The organism is Curtobacterium sp. MCBD17_028 (genome assembly GCF_003234875.1).
In the GTDB taxonomy this organism is placed as follows: Bacteria; Actinomycetota; Actinomycetes; order Actinomycetales; family Microbacteriaceae; genus Curtobacterium.
On record NZ_QKTQ01000001.1, the window covers coordinates 55,566 to 74,288 of the forward strand.

The following is an 18,723-nucleotide window of genomic DNA, read 5'->3' on the forward strand; positions in this document are numbered from 1 at the left end:
GGCACGGGCCGTCATCGTCCGTTCGCGGCCTCGCGCTCGAGTGCCCAGGTGACGTCGACCCAGCGGGTCCTCGGCGTCGGGATCACCAGGAGCGGCACGGTGTCCACGCCGACGGTCTCGACCTGCGGTGCGGCGCTCACCGGGCGCTCCCGGCCGGTGCGGCGTCGACGACGCTCGTGGTCACCGCGGTCCAGCCGATGGGGGTGCCGTCGGGCACCTTCCAGGAGGCAGCTGCCCCGCCCGTGACGACCTCGCGTTCGCCGATGAGCAGGCCCGTGGACGGATCGATGATGAGCTCCTGCTGGTCGCCGTTGCCCTGTGCGTAGCCGATCGCGACGCCGGTCCGCCCCTCGAGGTTGGCCTGGCGGTCGGTCAGGACGACCCCGGGGATGCCCGCGGCCGCCTTGTACAGGGCTGCGCGGAGGTCCGCCGGTGCGAGTCCACTGCGGAGCGTGTCGGCGATCCACCCGAACGCGGCGAGGTCCGGGTCGTCCTGGCCCTTCGTGGCGTCGTAGGCGTGCCGGAGCAGCGCGGCGGGGTCCCGTGGAAGGGCCGCGAGGTCCGACGGCGACACCACGGCCGGGCTCCCGTAGAACCCACCACCGGCTGCGCGCAGGTACTCCCCCTTCGCCTTGTCGGACACGCGCGCGGCGCGCTCGGAGTCGGGCCCGAACGTCTGCACCACCCGCTCCGGTTCGCGGACCCAGACCCAGTCACCGGCCGTGTCGGCGGGGACGTACAACTGGCCGTCCTGGGACGACAGGTAGGTGCCGGAGCCGTGGTCGTCCTCGAACCCGGATGCGTAGACGGCCCGCGTCGCGACCTCGAGGTACTGACCGGGGTGCACGACCGGGTCCGTCGTGGCGGTCGTCGAGGCGGCGGCGTGGGTGAGGACCTCCGCCGCTGCCGGCGCGGCGCTCCCGTGCGGTCCGGTGCCCGTCACGCCGATGACGTTGCCGACGACGAGGGCCGCCGCGACGCCCGCGGCGACGACGGAACCGGCGCCGATCCACCCGACACGGCGGCCGCGCCGACCGGATCCACGTCGGACCGGACCCCGTGTGGGCGTGCCCCGCTCGATGTGCGCGAGCAGGGCCTCCCGGCCGCGTGCCAACGTCTCCGGCTGGACCGGTTCCACGTCGTCACGAACGGACCGGAGCAGTGTCAACTCGTCCATGTTCCACCTCCTGTGCCGCGTCGCGGCCTGCAGCGGCACGCAGCGTGCGGCGTGCTCGGTTGAGTCGTGAGCGGACGGTCCCGACGGGAACGTCCAGCGCCAGGGCGACGCCCTCGTAGTCGAGGTCGGCCCAGGCGTAGAGCAGCAGCACGTCGCGGTCGCGGGCGGGCATCCGCTGGATCGCGGAGCGCAGTCGGCGGACCGCGAGTTCGGCCTCGAGCGCCTCGTGGTCGTGCTCGGTGACGAGCGCGGTCGGGTCGGCCCGTGCGCTCGCCCAGAGCCGCGCCTCGATCCGACGGTGCCGTTTCAGCAGCGTCGTGACGATGCCGTACAGCCAGGGCAGGGCGTCCGCGCGGTCGAGGTCGTACGCGGTCCGGCGCTCGAACGCGACGGTGAAGGTCTCGGACACCAGGTCCTCGGCCACGTCGGGTCCGGCGCGGCGCGCTGCGAACCGGTGGATCGCCGGGGCGTGCCGGTCGTACAGCTGCGCGAACTCGGCGGGCCGTTCCAGGGTCCGCCGGATGATGTCGCTGTCGGTGCTCACACCAGGTATTGCACGGACCGGGCGATCGGGTTCACGATCCGTTCCGGTCAGTCGCCGCTCGGCGTGTCGCGCCGTGCGGCACGGGTGCGCCGCGGCCTGGCGGAACGGGGCGGGATGGTGCGCATGTGGTCGCGGACGCGGGCGAGGACGCGGGACAGCGCCACGATGTCGTCGTGGCCGAGCGGCTCGAGGAACAGCTCGCGGAGGACCGCGACGTGGCCCGGGAACACGCGGGCGAGCACGGCGCGACCCGCGTCGGTGACCGTCACGGTGACGCCGCGCTCGTCCTCGGCGGACGTGCTCCGCGAGACGAGGCCGGCCCGCTCGAGCAGGCCCACCTGGTAGGTGAGGCCGCTCCGGCTGTAGACGACGCCGTCCGCGAGCTCGGTCATCCGGCGGCTGCCGTCCGGGGCGTCGCCCAGCGTGGCGAGGAGCTGGAACTGCACGTAGCTGAGGTCGCCGGCCTCACGCAGCTGCTGCTCGACCGTGTGGCGCAGCAGACTGCTCACCTCGATGAGCGCGAAGTACGCGTCGAGTTCGACAGGGTCGAGCAGGGGTCGGGCTTCGTCGGCGGGCATCCGTCCATCGTAGGTGCTTCGAATTCCCAGCACCCGAGGGGCAGCGGCGCGCCGGTGACCGCGCACATGCCGGGAGGCCCGGCGGACGTGACCGGTGAACCGGACGTCCGCCGGGCCTCCCGGCCGCGCGGCGTGCGCGTCAGCGCTTGAGGTTCGTCAGCTCCTCGAGCACGGAGTCGGACGTCGTGATGATGCGGGCGTTCGCCTGGAACCCACGCTGCGCGACGATGAGGTTCGTGAACTCCTGCGACAGGTCGACGTTCGACATCTCGAGGGTGCCCGACGCGAGGGAACCGAGCGCGCCCGAGCCGGGAATGCCGACCTGCGGAGCGCCGGAGTTCGCCGACGCGCGGTAGCCCGACGCGCCGACCTTCTCGAGGCCGCCCGGGTTGGCGAACGACGCCAGGGCGATCCGACCGACGGCCAGCGTGGACCCGTTCGAGAACTGTCCGACGAGGGTGCCGTCCTGCGAGATGGAGAAGCCCTTCAGTGTCCCGGCCTCGTGGCCGTTCTGGCTGCTGATGGAGGCGGTCGAGAGCGTCGCGAACCCCGTGAGCTGCGTCATGTCGGCGGTGATGCCACCGACCTTCAGCGTGCCGCCGCTCGTGATCTTGCCGTCCGCGCCGAACGTGATCGTGCCGGAGGCGGCATTGCCCTCGCCGTCGGTGCCGGTGACGTTCCAGCCTGCCGCGGTCTTCGTGTAGGCGAGCGACATGGTGTGCTTGGTGCCGTACGCGTCGTACACGTCGCTGTCGCGGGTGATCGTCTGCCCGACGGCGGTGTCGGACGGCAGGTTGCCGTCGACCGTCGCCGAGGTCGTGGCGGCCGCCGGCGCGGCAGCGGTGAGCGGCAGGGTGATGTCGGTCAGTTGGCCGCCGTCGTCGACGACGCCGTTGGTGGCCGAGTAGCCCTGGACGATCTTGCCGTCCGGGGTGGTCAGGCGGCCCTGGGCGTCGAAGTCGAACGAGCCGGCCCGCGTGTAGACGGTGTCGTTCCCCTGACGCGTGACGAAGAACCCGTCGCCGGAGATCATGAGGTCGGTGGCCTTGCCGGTCGCCTCGGCCGAGCCCTGCGCGAAGTTCGTCGAGACGCCGGCGACCTGCACGCCGAGGCCGATCTGGGCCGGGTTCGTGCCGCCGAGGCCGGACTGCGGGGAGCCCGCACCCTGGGTCATCTGCGACAGGGTGTCCTGGAACACGGTCGTCGACGACTTGAAGCCGGCCGTGTTGACGTTGGCGATGTTGTTGCCCGTGACGTCGAGCATCTCCTGGTGGGAGCGGAGTCCGGAGATCCCGGAGTACAGCGAGCGGAGCATGGTGCGTCCTTTCGGAGGGCGACGGGCCGGCTGGCTCGCCGTCGGTGACGGAAGTGGTGGTCTCCGCGGCGCGTCCGTGCTGTGCGGTGGTGGTCCGACCGGCCGTCCTGGCCGGGGTGGTCGTGCGGGCAGGGCCCGGGGAGGTGCGGGGCCCTCAGGACCCGCTGCTGGTCGTGGTCGTGACGCCGGAGACGCTGTCCAGAGCGACCTCCTTCCCGTTGACGGTCACCTGCGGGACGCTCCCGGCGTACGAGACGGCGGTGGCGGTGCCGGTCACGTCGGTGCCGGTCGTCGCGTCGGTGTAGGAGACCTGCTTGCCGACGAGGTTGGCGGCGGCGATCCGCATCTGGAGCGAGAAGTTCTCGTTCGCGGTCGACGTCTGGTTCGTCATCTGCTCCATCATCGCCATCTGCGTCTGCTGGCTGATCATGGCGTTCGTGTCCATCGGGCTCGACGGGTCCTGGTTCTGCAGCTGCGTGACGAGCAGCTTGAGGAACATCTGCGAGTCCATCGTCGACGAGGTCGTCGTCGGGTTCGCCGCGAGCGCTGATGCCTGGGCGGCCGTGTCCACGGTGCCGGTGATGCCGTCGAGTGCCATGTGCGGTCCTTCGTTCGTTCTCGGTGACTATCGGTCGTCGTTCGGGTCTCGTCAGCGCCGTCAGGCGAGGACGTCGAGCCCGGTGGTCGGAGTGGCCGTCCGTCCGGGGGCCGCAGCAGCGTCAGCGGACGCCGCCGTGGCGCCGGTGGGCCCGAGCGGACCGCCCGACGCGGGCGTCGGGGCGGTCGAGGGTCGCCGGTCGCCGCCGCCCGTGTCCGACGGCTGGTTCTGCCCGGAGAGGTCGAGTGTCGTCGCCACCCCGGTCTGCCCGAGGTCACGTCGGAGCTCGGGCATGATCGACCGCACCGCGTCCCGGCCCGCGTCCGACGCGGCGAACAGCTCGACGCGCATCCCGTCGGCGGACACGTGCGCGCGGACGGTCACCGATCCGAGCGTCTCCGGGCTCACCGTGACGGTCACGACGTGCTCGCCGTGTGGCGCTGCCGCGAGCGTGAACAGCGGTCGCGCGAGCTGCTGCGCCAACGGCGCGGGGGTCGGCGACGGCGCCGCGGCGGTCGCCGACACCGCGGGACCGGCCGGTCCGGCTCCCGGGGCCACCGCGGGTACGGCGAACGGGAGGGACGGGGCCGCGTCCGGCGCACGCTGGTCGACGGCCGCGGGTCCGGTCGTCGTGCGCGCCGGACCGGCCGGAGCCGGTCCCGCGGTGCGGGTCGGGAGGGACGGTGCGGCGTCCGCGGACGCCATGCGGACCGCGGGTCGCTCGGTCGCCGTCGACGGCGGGACGGTGATCGCCCCGCTGGCCGCCGCCGCGCTCGGCAGGGGTCCGCTCGTCGCGGCGCCGCTCGTCGCGGTGCCGCTCGTCGCGGTGCCGGTCGTGGCGGGTCCGGTGACGCTCGCTCCGGTGCTCGAGGCGTCGGTGGCGCGCCCGGCGATGCCGACCCCGTCGGTGGTGGCTTCGGAGGTCCTGGTCTCGACGGAGCCGGATCGGGAGGCGTCGGCGCCGGCGCCGGTGCCGGTGGCACTCCGGCCGAGCCGGCTGCGGCCGACGGTGTCGACTCCGACCGGCGACGTCGACGTGACTGAGGCGCCGCCCGGGGCCGTGGTGCCTCCGGCGAGCGTGCCGGGGACGCCTGCGGTCGTGCTCGGGTCGGACGTCGCGTCGGCCGCGGTGTTCCCCGGAACGGAGTCGGGCACCGGGGCGGCGGCGAGCCCGGGCAGTCCCCCCATCGGGGTGAGCGTCGCCGGCACGGCGGATGTCGGGCCGGAGGCACCGGACCCGAGCGCCGCGCGGCGGCCGGTGGTCGGGTCCGCGCCGAGACCGACGCCCGTGGGCACGGCGCCCCCGGCGACGGTGGTGGCCGTGGCGGTCGTGGCACCGGGGACGTCGAGCGCAGCACCCGCGCCCGTCGGGACGGCGCCGGCCGAGCCGGACGCGGCTCCGGTGTCGGCCACGGCAGAAGGCGCACCGGCGGTCGTCGAGGACGCCCCGGTGACGGCAGCAGCCAGGCTCGCGAGCGCCGCGGCACCGGCGACGTCCACGAGCCCGTCCCCGACGTCGGCGCCGGACTGGTCGCCCGCGTCCGTCCCGTTCGCGGGCGTCGATGCCGACCGGGCTCGTTCCGCCTGGCGGTCGGCGCCGTCGTGGTGACCCCGTGGTCGTGCGGCGGGGTCGTCGTGGCTGCTCCCGGGCCTCCCGGTCGACGGAGCGGGCCGGTGATCGGGTCGGACGCCGGCCTCCTGGTCCAGCCGGTCGTCGGACCGGCCGTCCCGATCGCTGTCGGTGGCGACGGAGGCCAGGGTCGCGTCGAAGTCCCCGGAGCCGGTGGGCGAGGTCGGACGTCCCGTACCGGACCGTGGCGCCGCGGGCGGCGGTGCCGCGGGCGTGGCGAGCACGGTCATGCGATGCTCCCGCCGCCGAGCAGCGACATGAGCGCCGCTGTCTGGAGGTCGGCCGACGAGGTCCCCGCGGTGCCGCCGAGCGACGAGAGCGACGACAGGCCCCCGAGCGAGGACAGCGAGGACAGCGAGGACAGTGAGGACAGGCCGCCGAGTGAGGACAGCCCCCCGAGCGACGCCAGCGCGTCGAGCGACGACGCGCTCGAGCCCGCTCCCGTCGCGGACGACAGCGACGCCAGGAGGGACCGGGCGGACGCCAACGCGGAGGCGTCGGAGGCGGAGGCGGAGGCGGCCGCGGCCGGGGGCGAGGACGTGGCGGTCGACGGCACGATGCGTCGGATCGTCGCGATGTCGCTGTCCTTCAGCCAGTTGTCGACGATGCGGACGTCCTTGCCGGGGTGCGGCGCGTGGAGCACCTTCCCGTTGCCGACGTAGATGACGACGTGGCCCTCGCCCTTCGGGATGATGAGGTCCCCGGGCTGCGCCTGGGCCAGCGAGGGCACGGCGACGCCCATCTTCGCCTGGTCCGGCACGACGCGGGGCATGTGGACGCCGAGGTCCTTGAACACCGTCTGGACGAGTCCCGAGCAGTCCATACCGGACCGGGTGGTGCCACCGAACACGTACGGCACGCCGAGGTATTTCTCCGCGTCCGCCACGACCTCGGTTCCCGTGGCCCCGGACCCCGTCGCCAGCGTGCCGGCCTCGGCATCCGTCGACGTCGGCGCGGCAGCGTCGGTGGTGGCCGGAGCAGCGGTGGCACTGGCGCCGGTCGCCGTCGTCGGGTCGCTCGCGGCGCTCAGGGCGTCCGCGAACGCGGTCGAGGCATCGGTGGAACTCGTGGCGGTCGCGCTCGCGTCGACACCGCCGCGCAGGGTGGCGATCTGGGACTGGATCTCCTGGATCCGGGCGAACACCGCGTCGACGGTCATCGGGCACCTCCGGTGGGGTCGGTCGGGGCCGCGGGACGCTCGGTCTCCGGCGGCGTGGGTCGTGCCGTGCGGGCGGCGATCTCGTCGAGGACGAGCTGTTCGGCGCGCAGGTCCTCCTCGGCGACGCGCTCGGCGTGCCGTTGCTCGAGCTTCTCGAGTCCGATCGCGGCACGGCGTGCGTCGTGGTGGGCGCTGCGGGCCCGGTCGGCGGCGGCACGGCGGGTGGCCTCGACCCCCGCGAGCTCCTCGAGCATCCCGCGGGTCGCGGCGCGGGCGGCGGCGACCGCGCTGAGCACCGCGGCGTCGGTGACCTCGGCCTGCGGGTCGTCGAGCGTGCGGCGGGCGGCCATCCGTGCGTCGGCGGCGTCGCGGAGCCGCTCGTTGGCGGCAGCCAGCTCGGCGGCGGCCTGGTCCTGTTGCGCGTGCCGGAGGCGGAGCAGTCCGGCCAGGGCGAAGCGGCGGGGCATCAGACGCCCCCGAACCGCGCGACGAGGGCGGCGAGCCGTCGCCAGGAGTCCTCGGCCTCGGCGCGCTCGTCCATGCCCTGCCGGAGGAACGCGTCGATCGCGCCCTGGTGGTCCACCGCGGCGTCGACGAGGGGGTTGCTCCCCCGCTGGTACGCCCCGACGTCGAGCAGGTCCTGCGCGGCCTTCCGCGCGGCCATGACCGATCGGAGCGTGGTGGCGAGGGCGCGGCGGTCCGCCGGCGTCACCTTGCCGGCGACGCGGGACACCGACCCGAGGGGGTCGACGGACGGGAAGTGTCCCGTGACCGCCAGGCGCCGGTCGAGCACGACGTGCCCGTCGAGGATGCTCCGCGCCGCGTCGGCGATCGGCTCGTTGTGGTCGTCGCCGTCGACGAGCACCGTGTACAGGCCGGTGACGCTGCCGACGCGGTCCGTTCCGGCACGCTCGAGCAGGCCTGCGAGGAGCGAGAAGGTCGACGGCGGGTACCCGCGGGTCGCGGGCGGCTCGCCCACGGACAGGCCGATCTCCCGCTGCGCCATCGCGACGCGGGTGAGCGAGTCCATCATGAGGACGACGTCCTGTCCGGCGTCGCGGAACGACTCGGCGATGCGGGTCGCCAGGAACGCCGCCCGGAGCCGCATGAGCGCCGGCTCGTCGGACGTGGCGACGACGACGACCGAACGCGCGAGCCCGGCTGGCCCGAGGTCGTCCTCGAGGAACTCCCGGACCTCGCGACCGCGTTCACCGACGAGGGCGATGACGCTCACGGCCGCGTCGCTCCCCCGCGCGATCATCGACAGCAGGGACGACTTTCCGACACCCGAGCCGGCGAACAGCCCCAGGCGCTGCCCTCGGCCGACGGTGGTGAGGGTGTCGAGCACGCGGACACCGAGCTGGAGCGGGGTCGCGATCCGTGCGCGGTGCATGGCGGAGGGCGTGTCGTGGTCGAGGGGAACCAGGTCGTCGGCGTCGAGCGGCCCGGCACCGTCGATCGGCCGCCCGAGCCCGTCGAGCACACGCCCGAACAGACCGGTACCGGTGGGCACGAGCACGGGACGCCCGGTCGGCCGTGCCGGGGTGCCCGCGGTCACGCCGGTGAGTCGGCCGAGCGGCATGCAGCGGATGCCGCTCGCGTCGGTGGCCACGACCTCGACGGCGACCGGTGGTTCGCCGTCCCGGCCGACGGCGACGACCTCGCCGATCGCGCAGTCGAGCCCCGCGATCGTGAGTCCGAGTCCGACGGCGCTCGTGACGACGCCGACCCGCTGCGGACGTGCCGCCGCGACGGCGCGGTCGAGGGCCGCCGGACGGATCCGCGGCGGCGTTCCCACGCTCACGAGGCGGTCCCGTCGTCCGGCGCGAGGTCGAGCGCGGCACGCACGCGGGCGAACGCCGTGGTGATGCGCGCGTCGAGGATCCCGGAGGGCAGGTCGACCACGGCGTCGCCGTCGCGCAACGCCGGGTCCGCGACGACGGGGACCGGCAGAGCGGCCCCGGCGACGGCGGCGGCGTCCGCCGGGCTGAGGCGCACCGCCAGCGCGACGTCGGTGTCGAGGGACGCGAGCACGCGTCGGACGGTCGCGAGCGCGCCGGACGGGTGCTGCGCCTCCCGGCCGTCGCTGGGCACCGCCCGGGAGGCCCGGATCTCGTGTCCGACGACGGCTTCGGCGAGCTCGACGGCGGTGGTGACCACGGTCTCCTCGGCCTCGTGCAGCACCGGGACCACGCGTGCCACGAGCGCGCGCGTCGCGGTCTCGAGCGCGGCCACGGCGGCGGCCGTCCGCGCCTCGAGCGCTGCGGTGCGGGCCACGTGCTCGGCCTCGAGCTCAGCCCGCCGCACCGACGCCTCGGCCTCGGCGGCGCGCAGGCCCGCCGCGTAGCCCGCGGCGTGACCGCGCACGTCGGCCTGCGCCTTCCGACGCTCCTCGGCCGGGGCCGCGATCGAGGGGTAGGCGATCCGGGTGAACGTGGCAGCGCTCGTGTCGACGTCACTCAACGAAGTCGTCCTCCTCGGCGCGGTGCACCGTGATGACGCCCTGGGCCTCGAGCTCGCGGATCGAACGGACCACCTCGGCACGTGCTTCCTCGACCTGCGACATGCGGACCGGCCCCATCGACTGCACCTCGTCGTCGAGCAGGTCACGGTTGCGCTCGGACACGTTCGCGCGGATGGTCTCGACGACCGCCTGCTGCGCGCCCTTCATCGCCGTCGCGAGCACCTTCGAGTCGATGCCGCGGAGCACCTGCTGGATGTCCCGCGCCTCGAGCTTGACGATGTCGGCGAACGTGAGCATGCGCGACCGGATGTCCTCGGCGAGCTCCGGGTCGCGCGACTCGAGGCTGTCGAGCAGGGCCCGTTCGGTCGACACGTCCGACCGGTTGATGATCTCGACCAGGGGCGCGATGCCGCCGACGACCTCGACGCTCTCGCGGGGAGCGACGACGGCGCCGGCGCGACCGCGGAGCGTGGCGGCCACGATCCCGACGGCCTCCGGGGTCGCCGTGCCCATGGTCGCGAACGCCTGCGCGACGTCGGTCCGCGCGGCCTCGTCGATGCCGGCGAGCACCGCGGACGCCTGCCCGGCGCTGAGGTGCGCGAGCACGAGCGCGATCGTCTGCGGCAACTCGCCGTCGAGCAGCGTGACGACCTGCCCGGGCTCGGCCTCGTCGAGGAACTCGAACGACGCCCCGGCCATCGTGGACGCCAGGCGTTCCATGACACCCGCGGCCCGCTCGGAGCCGAACGACGCCTCGAGCAGTCCGAGCGCGGCGTCCTTGCCCCCGCGGCGGGTGACCCGGCCGGTCGTGCTGATGCGGTGGAACTCGGCGATCGCGCGGTCCGCCACCGTCTGGTCGACGCGGCGCATCCGGACGATCTCGGCCGTGATCTCCTCGGCTTCGAGCTCCGAGAACTGCTTCATGACCTTCGCGGCGCTGGCCGTGTCCATCTGCATGAGGATGACCGCGACCTTCTGCGCGCCGGTGAGCTGTTGCGTCCCGGCCGTCGGGGCCCCGCTGCTCGGGGTCGTCAGCGGGGTGCTCACACGGAGGTCCTGTCGTCGAGCAGCCCGCGGAGCAGGTCGGCGGTCTTCTCGGGATCACGCTCGGCGAGGGCGGCGATGTCCGCCCGCCGGCGCTCCGCCGTGACGTCCTCGCTCGAGAGCACCTCGGTCGGGGCGTCTCCGGTGGGCGCCTCACCGAGCGTCGGCAGCGCGATGGTCGGTGCGTCCGCCGCGGCGAGCGACGCACGCGGGTCGGCACCGTCGAGCGCGATCGGCAGCTCGTACGCGTCGGAGAACGCGTCGAGCTCGCCGAGGTCGACGTCCTCGCGTTCGGCGCGCCGACCCCGGCGGGCCATCATGACGAGCACGGCGACGATCGCGAGCACGACACCGCCCACGATGGCCGCGGTGCGGATGGTGGACCACATCGCGGTCGCGGCGGCCTGGGCGTCGGCGGCCTTGAGCGCGGCGGCGGCCTGCTTGGCCGCGTCGTTGTTGAAGTCGACGACCGCGACCTTCACCTGGTCGCCGCGGGTCTGGTCGACACCGGCGGCGTTGGCCACGAGGTCGTCGATGCTCTGCAGGTTGACGCCCTTGGCGGCCTTGCTGTTGAGCGCGACCGAGATCGTCTGCCGGTTGAGCGCACCGGCCGGGATCGTGGTGGTCTCGGTCGTCTTGTCGACGGCGTTGTCCTTGGTCGACGACTCGTTCGTGTAACCGTTGCCCGAGCCGCTGGACCCACTCGATCCGCTCGTGCCGCTCGTCGAACTGCCGCTCGGCACGGCGATGTTGTCCGGGCCGAGGACACCGGTCGCTCCCGATCCGTCGGCGCCGGAGCCGTCGTAGCTCTCGGTCGAGCTGGACTCGTTGAGCGCGACGGGGCCGCTCGTGGGCTGGGCGAACGACTCGGTGGTGCGCGTCCCGGAGTTCGGGTCCATGGTCGCCGCGACGACGACCGAGGAGTTGCCGGCGCCGACCACCTTGTCGAGCAGTGCCTGGACCTGCTGGCCGACGCGCGTGTCGTAGTCGCTCGCCTGGTCGTCGGACCCGCCGGTGGTGCCGGTGCCGACGGCCGAGAGCACGTCGCCCTTCGCGTCGACGACCGAGACGTCGGTCGGCTGCATGCCCTCGACGGCGGCACTCGTCAGGTGGACGATCGCCTGGACCTGCTCGGTGCTCAGCGTCTGGCCCGCCTTCGGCTCGACGAACACCGACGCGGTCGGGTCCTTGGTCTCCGAGACGAACACGCTCTTCTCGGGGATCGCGAGCTGCACGGACGCCGTCTGCACGCCGTCCATGGCGCTGATCGTCTTGGCGAGCTCGCCCTCGATCGCGCGCTTGTACGTGACGTTCTGCTGGAACTCCGACGCCGTGACGCCCATCTTGTCGAGCAGTGCGTACCCACCCTCGTTCGACGACGGCAGCCCGTTCGAGGCCGCCTTGAGGCGTTCCTGGTACACGTCGCCCTGGGGCACGAGGATCGTCGCCCCGCCGTCGGTGAGCTGGTACGGCACGTTGTCCGTCGTCAGCTGGTCGGTGATCGAGCTGGCGTCGGTGGCGGCGAGGCCGGTGAACAGCGGCGCGTACGAGGGCTTCGAGAGCCAGCTCGTCAGGGCGATCGCGCCGAGCACGACGGCCGCGATCCCGATGACCGCGATGGTGCGCTGCGCCACACTGAAGCCCTTGAGGGTCGCGCCGAGCCGCGCGAACGCGTTGCGGAGTGCGAGCGGCATCAGGCCTGCATCCTCATGATCTCGTTGAAGGCGTCGACGCCCTTGTTCCGCACGGCGGAGACGAGTTCGAGCGTCACCTGCGCGCGGGTGGCGGCGATGGTCGCGTCGTGGATGTCGTCGAGGTTCCCGGTCACGGCCTTGACGGCGAGCGTGTTCGATTGGCTCTCGAGCGACTGGAGGCCGTCCACCGCGTTGCCGAGACTCGTGGCGAACGACCCGTCGGTGCCGGTCGTGGGCTCGGCGGTGGTGGCGGGCGTGGTGGCCTGCGAGGTGCCGAACACGCCGGAGAGCGCGTTCGTGGTGACCCCGTTGACGGCGTCGATGGGCATCAGTTCTTCCCGATCTGGAGTGCCGCCTCGTAGGCGGTCTTGGCACGGTCGACCACGGCGGCGTTCGCCTGGTAGCCGCGCTGGGCCATGATGAGGTCCGCCATCTGCGTCCCGAGGTCGATGTCCGGCATCCGGACGTACCCCTCCTTGTTCGCGAGCGGGTTGTCCGGGTCGTAGGTCACGCGGCCGGCGGCGCTGCCGAACGCGGCGCCCTTGACGTAGGCGCCGGAGACGCCGTCGCCTTCCTGGACCTCGACGTACCGGGCCTGGAACGCCGAGTCGTCCATGGACTTGACCGTGTTGACGTTCGCGATGTTGTCCGAGATCGCGTCGAGCCACTTCCGGTGCACCGTGAGGCCGGTGCTCGCGATGCCGATCGCGTCGAAGGTGGTCACGAGTCGGTCCGCATCGCCGCGCGGACCGCCGTGAGCTCCGCGTTCATCGCCTGTGACGCGAACTGGTACCGCAGGGTCGTGTCGACGTTCGACAGCGTCTCCTCGTCGAGGTCGACGTTGTTGCCGTTCGTGTTCGTCGGCTCGAGGCTCCGCGCGATGGTCGGCGTCGTGCTGCCGTTCCCGTCCGCGACGGACTGGGCGAGCGCGTCCTCGAACTGCACCTTCTCGGCGTGGTAGTTCGGCGTGTTGATGTTCGCGATGTTGTTCGCGATCACCTTCTGCCGGAGCGAGAGACCGTCGAGCGCGCTCTGCAGCGCCGAGGTCGACACGGAGTCGAGCATGACCAGCCGTTCCACGAGGACGGCGACCGTGCGGGGTCGCCGGTGGCGGAGGCCGATCCGTGGCCGAGGACGAGCGATCCGTGCTCGAGAGGGGCTATCGGCGCACCGCCCGGCCCACGTAAGCGGTCGCCCCGAACGGGGGTCGGTCAGCCCGTGACGTCGAGGTACCGAGCCGGTTCCGGCGCCCGCGACGACGCGACGGACCGCAGCGCGCCCAGGTGCGCGGCGACGTCCCTCCTGGCCGCGTCGACGCGCGCGACGGCGTCCCGCTGCGCTGCGAGCAGCCGGGAGGCCCGACCCACGAGCTCGCGCGGGATCCGTCCCAGCCCGGTTGGCGGGGTCCACGCCGGGACCGCGACGCCGACGGCGTCGGCGCGGGCGACCGCGACCTCGAGGTCGGTGAGGACGCGGTCCCACGCCGAGTGCGCGTCCACGGTCACTGCGTCGCCGCGATCCTGACCGGACTGCTCGCCGAGCGTCGACCACTCAGGCGACACCGAGTGCTCCCCCGGTCCCGGTCGCCGTCGCCGACGCGGGCAACGCCGCTGCGGCGTCGTGCCACGCGGCACGGAGCGGCTCGAGCAGACGGATGCACTGCCGTGTCGCGTCGACGTCGTGGTGCACGTTCGCGGTGATCAGCGCGGTCGACGCGTAGTTGTAGATGGCGAGCAGCCCCTCCCCGCCGTCCCACACGTCGATGCGGAGCGACGTGGACAGCTCCCCCACGATCGCCTGCGCGTGCATGAGCTGCTCCCGAGCGGTCGACCAGTCGGCGGTGGTCTGCGCCTGCTCGGCGCGGTGCAGGTCGAGGAGCAGCCGGTCGTAGAGCATCGTGACGAGCTGGGCCGGGGTCGCGGACAGCACCGACTGGGTCGCGTACTGCGCGCGGCGACGGTCGTCAGCGGCGGTGCCCTCGGCGGCGGCGCGACGGAACGCGGCGGCGGAGGCGAGGTCGAAGGCGTTCATCGGGTCACTTGCTCGACGACGAGTACGAGGGCAGCGACGAGATCTGGCTCGTGAGCCAGGTCGACTGCGACTTCAGGGTGGACAGGTTCGTCTCGAGGTTCGTGTACTCCTCCTGCAACGTCGCACGGCGGTCCGCGAGCCGCGTGTCCCAGTCGCTGATCTGCTGGTTGAGGTCCGTGACCACGGACTGCTGCCCCGTGATCGCGGTCGTGATCGAACCGCTGTACTTGTCGGACGCGCCGTTCGCGACGTTCGCGACGTTCTGCGCCAGGCCCGAGAGGATCTTCTGCGTGCCGGCGGGGTCCGTCGCGAGCGCGGCCTGGAACGCGTCCGAGTCGAAGGTGAAGTCGCCGTCCTTCGTGATCTCGATGCCGATCGAGGACGGGGACTGCCCGTTCACCGGGGTCGACATCGCGCTCGTGATCTGCTGCACGGCGTCCCGCGTCGTCGCGTCGCCGAGGAGCACGCCCGCGGTCGTGGACTGCGAGCCGTCGGTGGCGCTCGTCGTCGTCGACACGCTCGTGTTCGAGGAGTAGTAGCTCGTGATCGCGTTGAGCGCGTCGACGAGACCGGACGCGACGGCGGTGGCCTTCGTCGTGTCCTGGGCGACGTTGATCGTGACCGGCGACGCGGACACCGCCGACACGTTCACGGTGAGTCCGGGCACGAGGTCGGTGAACGTGTTCGTCGAGCTCGTGATCGTCTGCGCGGCCGCGGTCCCCGCCCACAGCGTGACCGAGGCGTCGGACGCCTGCTGCACCACCGCGGCGCCGGACTCGGTGAGGACGTTCGTCGCGGTCCCCGTGTCGACGTCGCTGCCCGAGCCGCGGTAGAGGCTGAACGCGCCCGCCGACCCCGAGGCCGTGGCGGTGAGCTGGAGCCGGTACTGCTTCGTGCCGTCGGCCGTCGTGCCCGCGGCGACCTTCGTCGCGGTGACACCGGCGCCCGCCTTGTTGATCGCGCTGACGACGTCGTCGAGCGAGCCGGAGGCGGGGCTGATCTCGGTCTTCGCACCGCTCGCGGAGACGAGTGTGAGCGTCGGCGCGCTGCTCGACCACGTCGTCATCGCGGCGGTGACACCGACCTGCGTGGCGGCGGTGCTCCCGACCGTGAAGCTGACGCTGCCGGCGGCCGCGGTGCTCGACACGCTCGCGGTGACCGCGGAGGACGAGCTCGACGCGGTGAGGAGGTTGAGGGAGGTGCTCGTGGCGGCGGCCGTGGCCTTCGTCGCCATCGTCGCGAACAGTCCGTTGATCGTCTGCAGCGACGAGATGAACGCGCTCGTCGACGTGACCTTGTCCTGGAGCAGCGACTGCGGCAGCTGCTCGATCGACATGAGCGAGTTGATGATGCTCGTGGTGTCGAGGCCACTGGCGAGGCCGTCGATGCCGAGCGTGCCCGATGCCGACGTCGAGGTGGTCGTCAAGGCGGAGGTGGTGGACACCGTGGGGCTCCTTCCGGTCGTTCGACGGCAGCGACGCCGCCGCACGGATCACCCGAACGGATCCGTACGGCGGCGGCCGCCAGGGGTGTTACTTGAGCAGCGAGAGGACGCCCTGCGTGCTCTGGTTCGCCTGCGCGAGCATCGCCGTGCCGGCCTGGCTCAGGATGTTGTCGCGCGTGTAGTTGACCATCTCCTCCGCCATGTCGACGTCGGTGATCCGCGACTGCGCCGCGGTGAGGTTCTCCTTCGCCACGTTCGTCACGTTGATGGCGTGATCGAAGCGGTTCTGGACGGCACCGAGGTTCGAGCGGGCGGTCGACACGGCCGTGATCTGCGCGTCGATGGCACGGATCGCCGCCTGGGCGTGGTCCGCGGTGTCGAACTGCAGGCCCGTCGTGGACGAACCGGCGGCACCGACCAGGGTCGGCGTCGTGGCGGTGGCGTCCGCGGTGAGCGGGCTGGTCGTGCTGACGGCGCTGCCGTCGTCCGCACGGACGTTGAAGCCCGTGGTCGCGCCGTTCGCGTCCTTCACCGCGGTGGCGGTGAAGTTCTTCGAGAACGTGGCGTCGCCGTTCAGCGCCGACACGACGTCGTCGATCGAGGTGAACGAGCCGCCCGTGCCGGAGCCCTGCAGGGCGCCGGTCGTGATCGACAGGTCCGAGGTCGAACCGGCTCCGGACTCGAACGAGAGCGTCGCGCCCTTGAACGCGGTGTCGAGGTTCGTGCCCGCGGCGATCGTGAACGCGGTGCCGTCGGACTGCGTCGCGCCGAGCGCGTCGACGACCTTGTTCACGTTGGCGCCGGACAGGTCGACCGAGATCTGGCTGTTGGCGTCACCGTTCGCGCCGACCTGGAACTTCAGCGTGCTGTTGCTGTTGAGCAGCGACGTGCCGTTGAAGTTCGTGGACGAGGCGATGCGGCTGAGCTCCGACTGGAGCGACGAGACCTCGGTCGTGATCGCGGTGCGCGAGTCGGCGTTGTTCGAGTCGTTGCCGGCCTGCACGGCGAGGTCACGCATGCGCTGGAGGATCGAGTGGACCTCGGTGAGGCCACCTTCAGCGGTCTGCACGACGGAGATGCCGTCCTGGGCGTTGCGGGCCGCGACCGTGAGGCCACCGACCTGCGACTTCAGGCCCTCGGAGATCGACAGACCGGCGGCGTCGTCGGCGGCCTTGTTGATCCGCAGACCGCTCGAGAGCTTCTCGAGCGAGTTCGACAGGTCGTTCTGGGTCGCGTTGAGGTTCCGGTACGTGTCGAGTGCCGAGAGGTTGGTGTTGATGGACATACCCATGGTGATTTCCTCCGTGAAACGTGGGTGTGGTGCGCCGGCCCGTCCATGGGCTGGCATCGAGGACTCTCGGCCGTGCGGCCGGAGCCGTTAGGAGACGGTGCGGACCGATTTCCGCGGTGCCGTGCTCCCGACGTTCTCAGCTCGCCGCGGCGGCAGTTCCGGCGAGGGGTTCGATCACGGCGCGGGCCATGCCGACCGCCGCGTTCGAGGCGACCCGTGCGAGGTAGGCGCTGCGTCGCGCGGCCGTCGTGCGGGAGCGCGGCTCGACGACGACGTCGTCGCTGTCGCCGTAGTGGGCGGTCAGGCCGTCGTGGAGCAGGCGCATCGCCTCGGACCGCTGCTGCGACACCGCCGAGTGGGTGATCCCGAGCTCCTCGGCGACCTCGGTGACGGTGCGGTCGCCGAAGTACACGGCCTCGACGATGAACCGCATGCGCTCCGGCAGAGCGGCGACGGCGGCGCGGAGGTAGCGGGTGCGCTCGGTGGCGAGGAGGTCGTCACCGGGCAGCGGGACCTCGGCCACGAGCGAGTCGTGCACGGTCTCGTCGATCGTGGTGACCGTCCGGCCCGCGTCGGCGAGGGCGTCCGCCGCGGACTGGCGGTCGACCCCCATGGCGTCCGCGAGCTCCTGGACCGACACCGCGCGTCCGAGCTGCGCCGTCAGGGTGTCCTGCACGGCGAGGGTCTCCTTGATGCGCTTGCGCGTCCCACGGCTGGCCCAGTCGCCGGCGCGCATGTCGTCGGCGAACGCCCCGGTGATGCGCGTGCGGGCGTACGCGCCGAACGGCACCCCGAGCGAGGGGTCGTACGCGTCTGCGGCGGTGACGAGCGCCAGGGCACCGACGGAGGCCATGTCGTCGCGCGACAGGTGGGTCGCACGGGCGCAGACCTCGGCGACGAGGTACCCCACCAGCGGGAGGTTCTCCACCACGAGTGCGTTGCGTGCCGTGCGGTCCATCCGGTGTCTCCCCCTCGATGATCGGTGCGGTCGCCCGCGGTGCAGTCATGAACCTATCGACGAGCTGAGGGGGACAGGAGACCTCCACCGGCCCCAGTCCGGGGGTTTCCTGGGTGGCAGGTGTCGTCATTTCGGGGGACAAGTCGGACCGCGTCCCCCCGAAGTGGAGGCGCACTGCCACTGGTGCCTCCCTGAGGGTTCGGCTAGCGCACGCCCAGCTCGCTCTTGCCGTGACTCCTAACGACGGCGTCCGCGCGGACCGATAGTCCCCGTCGACGCAGCGAGCCGATCACCGGGAGGAGACCTTGGGCATGAACGAACTGTCCGCCGTGCTGTGGCGGGAACGCGAGCTCCTCGAGCTCCTCACCTTCAAGCTCGAGGAGGAGCAGCTGCTCCTGACCGCCGGACGCTCGCGGTGGGTCGACCACGCGAGCCGTGAGGTCGAACAGGTCCTCGAGCGGCTGCGCGCCGTCGGCCTCGAGCGCAGCGTCGAGAGCGCCGCCGTCGCCGAGCAGCTCGGCGCGCCGATCGACGCACCCCTCCGCGAGATCGTGTCGGCCGCCGCGCCGGAGGGGCCGTGGGGCGAGATCCTCGCTGCGCACCTCCGCGCGATGATCGAGCTGACCGCGCAGGTCGCCGCGCTGCGGGACGAGAACGAGCGGTTCCTCCGAGCGGCGGCGCGCGCCACGCAGGAGACGCTGGCCGGTGCGGTCGGCGAGGTCGCGACGTACGACGGCCGCGGTTCCGCCGACGCCGGCGCCGCCGGAGCGCACTTCTTCGACGGGAGCCTGTAGTC

At 72.7% G+C, this 18,723-nt stretch carries 22 protein-coding genes; 1 reads left to right on the forward strand and 21 read right to left on the reverse strand.

Annotated elements, in window-relative coordinates; genetic code table 11:
- Nucleotides 1-11 precede the first annotated feature (11 nt).
- The 21 genes from DEI86_RS16765 to DEI86_RS00415 form a co-directional block, all read right to left on the reverse strand.
- Nucleotides 12-140, reverse strand: a complete 129-nt coding sequence (locus DEI86_RS16765; RefSeq protein WP_258368438.1) for a hypothetical protein — start codon at nucleotides 138-140, stop codon at nucleotides 12-14.
- The gene (locus DEI86_RS00320; RefSeq protein ID WP_111048519.1) at nucleotides 137-1,177 is read right to left on the reverse strand and encodes a CU044_5270 family protein; all 1,041 of its coding nucleotides are present in this window, start codon (nucleotides 1,175-1,177) and stop codon (nucleotides 137-139) included. Before DEI86_RS00320 ends, DEI86_RS16765 begins: the two co-directional genes overlap by 4 nt.
- Complete coding sequence (locus tag DEI86_RS00325) at nucleotides 1,143-1,721, reverse strand: RNA polymerase sigma factor (protein ID WP_258368437.1); 579 nt, start codon at nucleotides 1,719-1,721, stop codon at nucleotides 1,143-1,145. The genes DEI86_RS00320 and DEI86_RS00325 overlap by 35 nt, the downstream gene beginning before the upstream one ends.
- A 47-nt stretch (nucleotides 1,722-1,768) precedes the next feature.
- Nucleotides 1,769-2,299, reverse strand: a complete 531-nt coding sequence (locus tag DEI86_RS00330) for a MarR family winged helix-turn-helix transcriptional regulator (RefSeq protein ID WP_111048520.1) — start codon at nucleotides 2,297-2,299, stop codon at nucleotides 1,769-1,771.
- Nucleotides 2,300-2,438: 139 nt separating this feature from the next.
- Entirely contained in the window at nucleotides 2,439-3,614 is a 1,176-nt protein-coding gene (locus tag DEI86_RS00335; protein WP_111012480.1) for a flagellar hook protein FlgE, read from the reverse strand.
- A 154-nt stretch (nucleotides 3,615-3,768) separates the two neighbouring features.
- Entirely contained in the window at nucleotides 3,769-4,212 is a 444-nt protein-coding gene (locus tag DEI86_RS00340; protein ID WP_111008838.1) for a flagellar hook capping FlgD N-terminal domain-containing protein, read from the reverse strand.
- Nucleotides 4,213-4,272: 60 nt separating this feature from the next.
- The gene (locus DEI86_RS00345; protein ID WP_111048521.1) at nucleotides 4,273-6,072 is read right to left on the reverse strand and encodes a flagellar hook-length control protein FliK; all 1,800 of its coding nucleotides are present in this window, start codon (nucleotides 6,070-6,072) and stop codon (nucleotides 4,273-4,275) included.
- Nucleotides 6,069-7,001 (reverse strand): C40 family peptidase, encoded by a 933-nt coding sequence (locus tag DEI86_RS00350; protein ID WP_111012483.1) that lies wholly within the window; start codon nucleotides 6,999-7,001, stop codon nucleotides 6,069-6,071. The genes DEI86_RS00345 and DEI86_RS00350 overlap by 4 nt, the downstream gene beginning before the upstream one ends.
- The gene (locus tag DEI86_RS00355) at nucleotides 6,998-7,468 is read right to left on the reverse strand and encodes a hypothetical protein (RefSeq protein WP_111008835.1); all 471 of its coding nucleotides are present in this window, start codon (nucleotides 7,466-7,468) and stop codon (nucleotides 6,998-7,000) included. Before DEI86_RS00355 ends, DEI86_RS00350 begins: the two co-directional genes overlap by 4 nt.
- The gene (locus DEI86_RS00360; protein ID WP_111048522.1) at nucleotides 7,468-8,799 is read right to left on the reverse strand and encodes a FliI/YscN family ATPase; all 1,332 of its coding nucleotides are present in this window, start codon (nucleotides 8,797-8,799) and stop codon (nucleotides 7,468-7,470) included. Before DEI86_RS00360 ends, DEI86_RS00355 begins: the two co-directional genes overlap by 1 nt.
- 2 nt (nucleotides 8,800-8,801) lie before the next feature.
- Complete coding sequence (locus DEI86_RS00365; protein WP_181435142.1) at nucleotides 8,802-9,464, reverse strand: FliH/SctL family protein; 663 nt, start codon at nucleotides 9,462-9,464, stop codon at nucleotides 8,802-8,804.
- On the reverse strand, nucleotides 9,457-10,512 hold the full coding sequence (fliG, locus tag DEI86_RS00370) for a flagellar motor switch protein FliG (RefSeq protein WP_258368435.1): 1,056 nt from the start codon (nucleotides 10,510-10,512) through the stop codon (nucleotides 9,457-9,459). Before fliG ends, DEI86_RS00365 begins: the two co-directional genes overlap by 8 nt.
- Nucleotides 10,509-12,203 carry a flagellar basal-body MS-ring/collar protein FliF gene (gene fliF, locus DEI86_RS00375; RefSeq protein ID WP_111048524.1) on the reverse strand — a complete coding sequence of 565 codons (1,695 nt, stop codon included), beginning with the start codon at nucleotides 12,201-12,203 and terminating at the stop codon, nucleotides 10,509-10,511. Before fliF ends, fliG begins: the two co-directional genes overlap by 4 nt.
- Entirely contained in the window at nucleotides 12,203-12,532 is a 330-nt protein-coding gene (fliE, locus tag DEI86_RS00380) for a flagellar hook-basal body complex protein FliE (protein WP_111012485.1), read from the reverse strand. Before fliE ends, fliF begins: the two co-directional genes overlap by 1 nt.
- On the reverse strand, nucleotides 12,532-12,927 hold the full coding sequence (locus DEI86_RS00385) for a flagellar basal body rod protein FlgC (RefSeq protein ID WP_111048525.1): 396 nt from the start codon (nucleotides 12,925-12,927) through the stop codon (nucleotides 12,532-12,534). The genes fliE and DEI86_RS00385 overlap by 1 nt, the downstream gene beginning before the upstream one ends.
- The gene (locus DEI86_RS00390) at nucleotides 12,924-13,268 is read right to left on the reverse strand and encodes a flagellar basal body protein (RefSeq protein WP_111012833.1); all 345 of its coding nucleotides are present in this window, start codon (nucleotides 13,266-13,268) and stop codon (nucleotides 12,924-12,926) included. Before DEI86_RS00390 ends, DEI86_RS00385 begins: the two co-directional genes overlap by 4 nt.
- Before the next feature lie 146 nt (nucleotides 13,269-13,414).
- Entirely contained in the window at nucleotides 13,415-13,708 is a 294-nt protein-coding gene (locus DEI86_RS00395; RefSeq protein WP_146244839.1) for a hypothetical protein, read from the reverse strand.
- 46 nt (nucleotides 13,709-13,754) lie between these two features.
- Entirely contained in the window at nucleotides 13,755-14,234 is a 480-nt protein-coding gene (gene fliS, locus DEI86_RS00400; protein WP_111008828.1) for a flagellar export chaperone FliS, read from the reverse strand.
- Nucleotides 14,235-14,238: 4 nt separating this feature from the next.
- Nucleotides 14,239-15,678, reverse strand: coding sequence for a flagellar filament capping protein FliD (gene fliD, locus DEI86_RS00405; protein WP_258376424.1), 1,440 nt, complete (start codon nucleotides 15,676-15,678; stop codon nucleotides 14,239-14,241).
- 88 nt (nucleotides 15,679-15,766) lie between these two features.
- A complete protein-coding gene (locus tag DEI86_RS00410) occupies nucleotides 15,767-16,969 on the reverse strand; it encodes a flagellin (RefSeq protein WP_111036411.1) in 1,203 nt (400 codons plus the stop codon).
- Between the two features lie 136 nt (nucleotides 16,970-17,105).
- The gene (locus DEI86_RS00415) at nucleotides 17,106-17,927 is read right to left on the reverse strand and encodes a sigma-70 family RNA polymerase sigma factor (RefSeq protein WP_111048527.1); all 822 of its coding nucleotides are present in this window, start codon (nucleotides 17,925-17,927) and stop codon (nucleotides 17,106-17,108) included.
- Nucleotides 17,928-18,232: 305 nt separating this feature from the next.
- Between DEI86_RS00415 and DEI86_RS00420 the strand changes: the two genes are divergently transcribed.
- Nucleotides 18,233-18,721: a flagellar protein FlgN gene (locus DEI86_RS00420; protein ID WP_111048528.1), complete on the forward strand. Its 489-nt coding sequence runs from the start codon at nucleotides 18,233-18,235 to the stop codon at nucleotides 18,719-18,721.
- The last annotated feature ends 2 nt before the right edge of the window (nucleotides 18,722-18,723 follow it).